7 protein-coding genes are annotated in these 5665 nt (G+C 66.0%); 3 read left to right on the top strand and 4 right to left on the bottom strand.

Annotated features, from left to right (window positions below):
• The 3 genes from AB4Y86_RS10620 to AB4Y86_RS10610 all read right to left on the bottom strand — a co-directional run.
• On the bottom strand, positions 1–790 hold a 790-nt coding region (locus tag AB4Y86_RS10620), incomplete at its 3' end, for an ABC transporter permease (RefSeq protein ID WP_441402200.1).
• 2 nt (positions 791–792) lie between these two features.
• Positions 793–1779, bottom strand: a complete 987-nt coding sequence (locus AB4Y86_RS10615) for an ABC transporter permease (protein ID WP_441402199.1) — start codon at positions 1777–1779, stop codon at positions 793–795.
• 362 nt (positions 1780–2141) lie between these two features.
• Positions 2142–2786 (bottom strand): TetR/AcrR family transcriptional regulator, encoded by a 645-nt coding sequence (locus tag AB4Y86_RS10610; RefSeq protein ID WP_441402198.1) that lies wholly within the window; start codon positions 2784–2786, stop codon positions 2142–2144.
• Positions 2787–2911: 125 nt separating this feature from the next.
• On the opposite strand from AB4Y86_RS10610, the gene AB4Y86_RS10605 reads away from it, so the two are divergent.
• The 3 genes from AB4Y86_RS10605 (at position 2912) to AB4Y86_RS10595 (ending at position 5421) form a co-directional block, all read left to right on the top strand.
• Complete coding sequence (locus tag AB4Y86_RS10605) at positions 2912–3475, top strand: NAD(P)H-dependent oxidoreductase (protein WP_441402197.1); 564 nt, start codon at positions 2912–2914, stop codon at positions 3473–3475.
• A 144-nt stretch (positions 3476–3619) separates the two neighbouring features.
• A complete protein-coding gene (locus tag AB4Y86_RS10600) occupies positions 3620–4912 on the top strand; it encodes an aminotransferase-like domain-containing protein (protein ID WP_441402196.1) in 1293 nt (430 codons plus the stop codon).
• 77 nt (positions 4913–4989) lie between these two features.
• Complete coding sequence (locus AB4Y86_RS10595; RefSeq protein ID WP_441402195.1) at positions 4990–5421, top strand: universal stress protein; 432 nt, start codon at positions 4990–4992, stop codon at positions 5419–5421.
• Between the two features lie 37 nt (positions 5422–5458).
• On the opposite strand, the gene AB4Y86_RS10590 is transcribed toward AB4Y86_RS10595, so the two are convergent.
• Positions 5459–5665 (bottom strand): AMP-binding enzyme (locus AB4Y86_RS10590; RefSeq protein WP_441402194.1); only part of this gene is annotated, 207 nt, incomplete at its 5' end.

Below are 5665 nucleotides of genomic sequence, written 5' to 3'. Positions count from 1 at the left end.
GCACGCCAAGGCTCACGTCCGGAACCTTGATGCCGATGCCGATGAAGGAGAACGCGACCTCGGCAAGGATCGCGCCGGTCACGCCGCGGGTGATGTCGAGGACCAGCAGGGAGCCGATGTTGGGCACCAGGTGGCGCCAGACGATGCGCCGCGCGGGGATGCCCATGTACTGCGCGGCCTTCACGAAGTCACGCTGCATGAGCGACATCGACAGCGAACGGATCAGCCGGGCAGTTCCCATCCAGCTGAAGACGAGCAGCACGATGATCAGCAGCAGCCAGCTGGGGAGGTTCTTCTTGAGCCCCTCGCCGCCGCCGCTGGTGGCCACCGCGACCACCAGGAGGGCCGGCATCATGATCAGGGCTTCCAGGACGAACAACATGACCTTGTCCACCTTGCCGCCGAAGTAGGCCATGGTGCAGCCGTACACCGCCGCGATCAGCACCGAGACCAGCCCGACGACGAGTCCGATCAGGATGGAAACCCGGGTGCCTTCCACGGTCAGGGCGTAGAGGTCGATGCCGGCCTGGGAGGTGCCCAGCAGGTGTTCCGCAGAGGGCCCCATGCCGATGTTGAGCGAGTCGATTGTCTCCTTGTCCCAGCTGGAGAACGTGCCGCCGATCAGGGAGAGCACGGTCAGCAGGACGAAGATGACCAGGCCGGCGACGGCGGTCTTGTTGCGCAGGAACCGCCGCAGGATGATCCGCGACTTCGCGATGACGACGTCGCTGTTCTCGATCTTTGATTCTTCGGCGACCGCGGCGGGATCGACGGTGTTCAGGTTGGTCATGGCTACTGCACCCGCACTCTCGGGTCGACAAGGGTGGTCGCGAAGTCGGCGAGGATCGCGCCGATCGCGAAAATCACGGAACCGTAGGCCAGGGTGGCCGTGGCCGCGTTGACGTCCTGCAGTGCAATGGCGTCGATGCTCCAGGAGCCGACGCCGTGCCAGGCGAAGATCTTCTCCGCGAAGAATCCGCCGGCGAAGATCGCGGGGATAGTGAACGCGATGCTCTGGGCCACCGGGATGAACGAGACGCGCAGCGCGTGCCGGGTGATCGCCTGGTTGCGGGTCAGGCCCTTGGCGCGGGCAGTGCGGACAAAGTCGGCGTTGACGTTGTCCAGCAAGTACTGGCGCTGTGCGATCTGGTAGGCGCCCCAGCCCACGATCGTGATGGCAAAGGTGGGCACGGCGTAGTGGGCCAGCATGTCGACAAATTGGGCCCAGCCGTCGCCGTCCAGTCCCGGCGTGGAGATCCCGGTGACGAAGAAGAGGCGTTCGCCCACGGTTTCGTTAATGTTGATCGCCCCGAGTTGGACCAGGAAGTACGCGATCGGGGCCGGCACGATGTACACGAGGTAGCTGTATGAGGTGATCGCGCGGTCGGAGAACTTGTACTGCCGGGCCGCGGTGTAGACGCCAAGTGCGACGCCGATGATCAGGGTGAGGATGATCGAGGCCAGGAACAACCGGGTGGAGATCCAGACCCGGTCACCGAACTCGGCGTTGACGAACGCGCCGTTCGGGCTGCGGCCCCAGTCCCAGCGGGTGACAATTCCGGTCAGCCAGTCGACATACCGCTCCCACGGGCTCAGGGCCGGGTCGAGGCCCTTGAGCCGGAAAGAGTTCGCGACCTGCTCGGGGGTAGGGCGGGGGATCTTTTCCTGCTCCAGCAGCGCCGGCTGCAGGCTGGTGACCGCCAGGAAGTATCCGGCACTGGTGGTCAGGAAGATCATGAACACATAGGTGACGGCACGTTTGCCAAGGTATCGCAGCATGGGACTAGCTCAGGATTGCCGTTGCCTGCGGAATGTTGGGCATGACCGGGCAGGCCGGACCATCATGACCGGGAGCCGGGGTTGTTACAACGTTCACAGCAAAGATCCTTCCGTCGTCCCCTTCGCGCGCGGGGTCTCCGCTGCCGGTCCGGGATCACGGCCAGCGGGTGCCTGACCGCCCGCAAGCCCTTCGGCCAGCCCCTCGAAGGGCTATGTTGCGGGTCACATTCCAGAGGAAGCTATCACATAAGGATCTTGGCCCGACGCCCGAATCGGCGGGAAACGGTATCCGCACTACCAGATCGTTATGAATAATTCCTTTGAATTGATTTGACTTGGCGGAGGGCGCTGAGTCGCGTAGCCTACGCGCCCCGCACAACCCGAGTGGCGAGCTCCCGCCACGATTCTACGAGGCTTGCCGGGGCCACGCCGTGGACCCGGACCGAGTGCAGGAGTCGTTCCGGCTCGAGGGTGACGCTCAGGGCGCCGGCCATCAGCCGGAGGTCCGCGCTGACCCCGGCTTCGCGCAGCAGGACTTCCAGATGCCGATGCCACAGGACCGCTGCGGGTACATCAAAGCGGTTGTAAGCCGACGTGTCCGCCGCCCGTGCGAGCTCGCCGTATTCCATTACCCAGCCGATGCGTTCCGCACCGCAGGCAATGAGCCGCTCCAGGGGCGGGGCACCCGGCCCCAGCGGCGGAGGTCCAAACATGAATCGGCCCTGGAACTGGGCCTCGGCCTCACTGAGCAGACTCATCATCAGGCCGGCCCGGCTGCCGAAGCGCCGGAACACGGTCCCCTTGCCCACGCCAGCGCGGGCGGCGAGGGTGTCCATGGTGAGGCCGTCCGCCCCGCACTCCGCGACGAGTTCCCGGGCGGACCGAAGCAGCAACTCGCGGTTGCGGGCAGCATCCCGGCGCTCCGGCTCGGCGCCGGTCTGGCCGCCGGGGCGGCTGCCGGACCGGGACCCGGGCACGGCGCCGGGGCGGATTGGGATGAGGCTCACAGTGCCCATTGTAGCGTCGGGGAATAATAAACGGACCGCAGTCCGTTTAGCCTAGATGAAGGCCACAACAGCCTCCGCGATCATCCAGCCGCCGGAATCTCCGCGGCGCTCTACAAGGAGTTCACATGACCACCAATACTGTCCTCACCCTGGTCGGCAGCCTGCGCGCCGGCTCCACCAACGCCCAGCTCGCCGAAGCCATTCAGCTCAACGCTCCCGAGCAGGTCGAGGTCCTCATCCACGAGAGCCTCGGCAACATCCCGTTCTACAACGAGGACATCGACGTCGAGGGCCAGGTTCCCGCCGCCGCAGCCGCGCTGCGTGCCGCCGCCAACGGCGCCGACACCCTGCTGCTCGTCACTCCTGAGTACAACGGCACGGTTCCCGCCCCGCTCAAGAACGCCATCGACTGGCTGTCCCGCCCCTTCGGCGCCGGCGCCCTCAGCGGCAAGCCCACCGCCGTCGTCGGTACCGCATTCGGCCAGTACGGCGGCGTCTGGGCCCAGGACGAGGCCCGCAAGGCTGTCGGCATCGCCGGCGCCAAGGTGCTTGACGACGTCAAGCTCGCCGTCCCCGGCTCGATGGTCCGGTTCGCCGAGGTCCACCCGAAGGACGACGCAGAGGTAGTCGAGCAGATCAAGGGCGTATTTGTGGCCCTCGCCGAAGCCCGCACCGGCGAAGCAGCCTAAGCGACACAGGACAGCACTTCGGGACACCCCCGGCAGCACCCGCTGCCGGGGGTGTCCCGCATTCGTGGGCCAGTGCCACGCGCACCGGCGAGCTAAGTCAACAAAAGTTTCCCCAGCGACAACCCCGGCCTGTATCCTACAGATGTGACCAACGAAACACTTGATGCCGCCGCAAAGATTCTTCCGGCCGAGGCAATTGACGCAATCGAACGTGCGGCTACGTCCGCCCACCGCCACGAGAGGCTTTTCTCGGAGCGCGCAGCAAACATCAAGCAATCGGCCGTCCGGGACGTTTTCGACATCTCGCTGCGGCCGGGCCTCGTCTCGCTAGCCGGCGGCAGCCCCTACCTGCAGTCGCTCCCGTTGGAGCGTCTCGGCCAGTCGGCCGCTGAAATCATCGCGGAGCAGGGGTTGACCGCGTTGCAGTACGGCGGCGGTCAAGGCACCGAGGAGCTCCGCACGCAGATCTGTGAGGTCATGGCGGCCGAGGGGATCCTCGACGCGAAGCCCGAAAACGTCGTCATCACGGCCGGCTCTCAGTCGGCCCAGGACGTCGCGACCAAGGTCTTCTGCAATCCGGGCGACGTTGTCCTGGTGGAAGATCCCACGTACGTGGGTGCGCTCAACACTTTCGAAGCCTACCAGGTCGAGGTGGGGACCGTGCCGATGGACGAGCACGGGATTGTGCCGGACCTCCTCGAGGCGAAGATTGCCGCCCTGCAGACCGCGGGCAAGAGCATCAAATTCCTCTACACGATCCCAAGCTTCAACAACCCCTCCGGGATCACCCTCGCCGCCGACCGCCGGCAGCAGGTCGTGGATATATGCCGCAACGCGAATATTCTGGTTCTGGAGGACAACCCCTACGGCCTGCTCCGCTTCGACGGCCGGCCGCTGACCCCCTTGCGCGCCGGCAACCCGGACGACGTGATCTATATGGGTTCCTTCTCCAAAATCTTCGCCCCGGGGCTGCGGATCGGCTGGGCGCTGGTCCCGGCCCACCTGCAGCGGCGCTACTATCTGGCGTCGGAGGCGGTCACCTTGTGCCCGCCGACGCTCAACCAGATGCTCGTTTCCGCCTACCTGCGCGACTACGACTGGCTCGGCCAGATCGCCACCTACCGCGGGCTCTACCAGGAACGTTGCGAAGCCATGCTGGCCGCGCTCCAGAAATTCATGCCCGCGGGCCTTAGTTGGACGCGGCCCGAGGGCGGCTTCTTTGTCTGGGTCACGCTCCCCGAGGGCGTGGACACCTACCCGCTCCTGCAGAAGGCGATCGACGCCGGCGTCGTATTTATCCCCGGGGCCGCCTTCACGCACTCGGACGAGCCGTCCAATAAGCTGCGGCTGGCCTTCAGCGCCGTGCCGCCCGACGCGATCGAGGAAGGGGTGCGGCGCTTGGCGCCGGTCCTGCGGGAAGCTGTCGCGGCGTTGTAGCCTGAAGCATTGCTGTGGCTTGAATGGCCCCTGACCCGAACGACCTGACCAAAATGCCTTGACCAGAGGAGTCCCTAATGACCGGAATTATCGTTGTCGGCGTCGACGGCAGTGAAACTGCCCTGAGGGCGGCCCAGACGGCACGGGGCCTGGCGGTCTCCCTGGGCGCAACGCTGCACGTGGTCAGCGCGTTCGACAGCGACCGGACCGAGGTCTTCGGCAGCGGCAGCGACCGGTGGATTGTTTCAGACGCCGACGACGCCGAAACGGTCGCCAAGGACGTCGCGGCCAGCCTCCGCGGCGACGACATCAATGTCACCTACGCTGCGGCCCGCGGCAAGCCCGCTGAGGCGCTGATTCACGAGGCTGAGCGCTCCGGTGCGCAGCTGATCGTGGTCGGCAACCGCCGAATGAAGGGCCTTGGCCGCGTCCTGGGGAGCGTCGCGAACAGCGTGGCCCACGGCGCCCCCTGCGACGTCTACATCGCCAAGACCGACATTCCTGAATAGCCGGCAGGCAGAGGCACGGGAGGAGGCATCGCAGGCGTTATGGCTGCGGTGCCTTCTCCGCAGTTTTTAGCATCCTGCGGAGAATTTTGCCCGAGGAGGACTTCGGCACGGCGTCGATGAACTCCACCCGCCGGATCTTCTTGAACGGCGCCACCCTGGCGGCCACGAATTCTTCCACGGCGGCCTCGTTCAGCCGCTCGCCGTCCGGCCCCGGCTGGCGCACCACGAACGCCATCGGCACCTC

Origin of the sequence: Arthrobacter sp. 2YAF22_2 (genome assembly GCF_052114645.1) — a bacterium.
Classification (GTDB): domain Bacteria; phylum Actinomycetota; class Actinomycetes; order Actinomycetales; family Micrococcaceae; genus Arthrobacter.
The sequence above is the reverse complement of the archived record's forward strand: the minus strand, read 5'-3'. Positions and strand labels throughout refer to the sequence as shown.

What these genes read in the sequence shown, in the direction of transcription:
- AB4Y86_RS10595 (WP_441402195.1), top strand. Translation starts at nt 4,990, where the DNA reads ATGACCGGAATTATCGTTGTCGGCGTCGACGGCAGTGAAACTGCCCTG.
- AB4Y86_RS10605 (WP_441402197.1), top strand. Translation starts at nt 2,912, where the DNA reads ATGACCACCAATACTGTCCTCACCCTGGTCGGCAGCCTGCGCGCCGGC.
- AB4Y86_RS10615 (WP_441402199.1), bottom strand. Translation starts at nt 1,779, where the DNA reads ATGCTGCGATACCTTGGCAAACGTGCCGTCACCTATGTGTTCATGATC.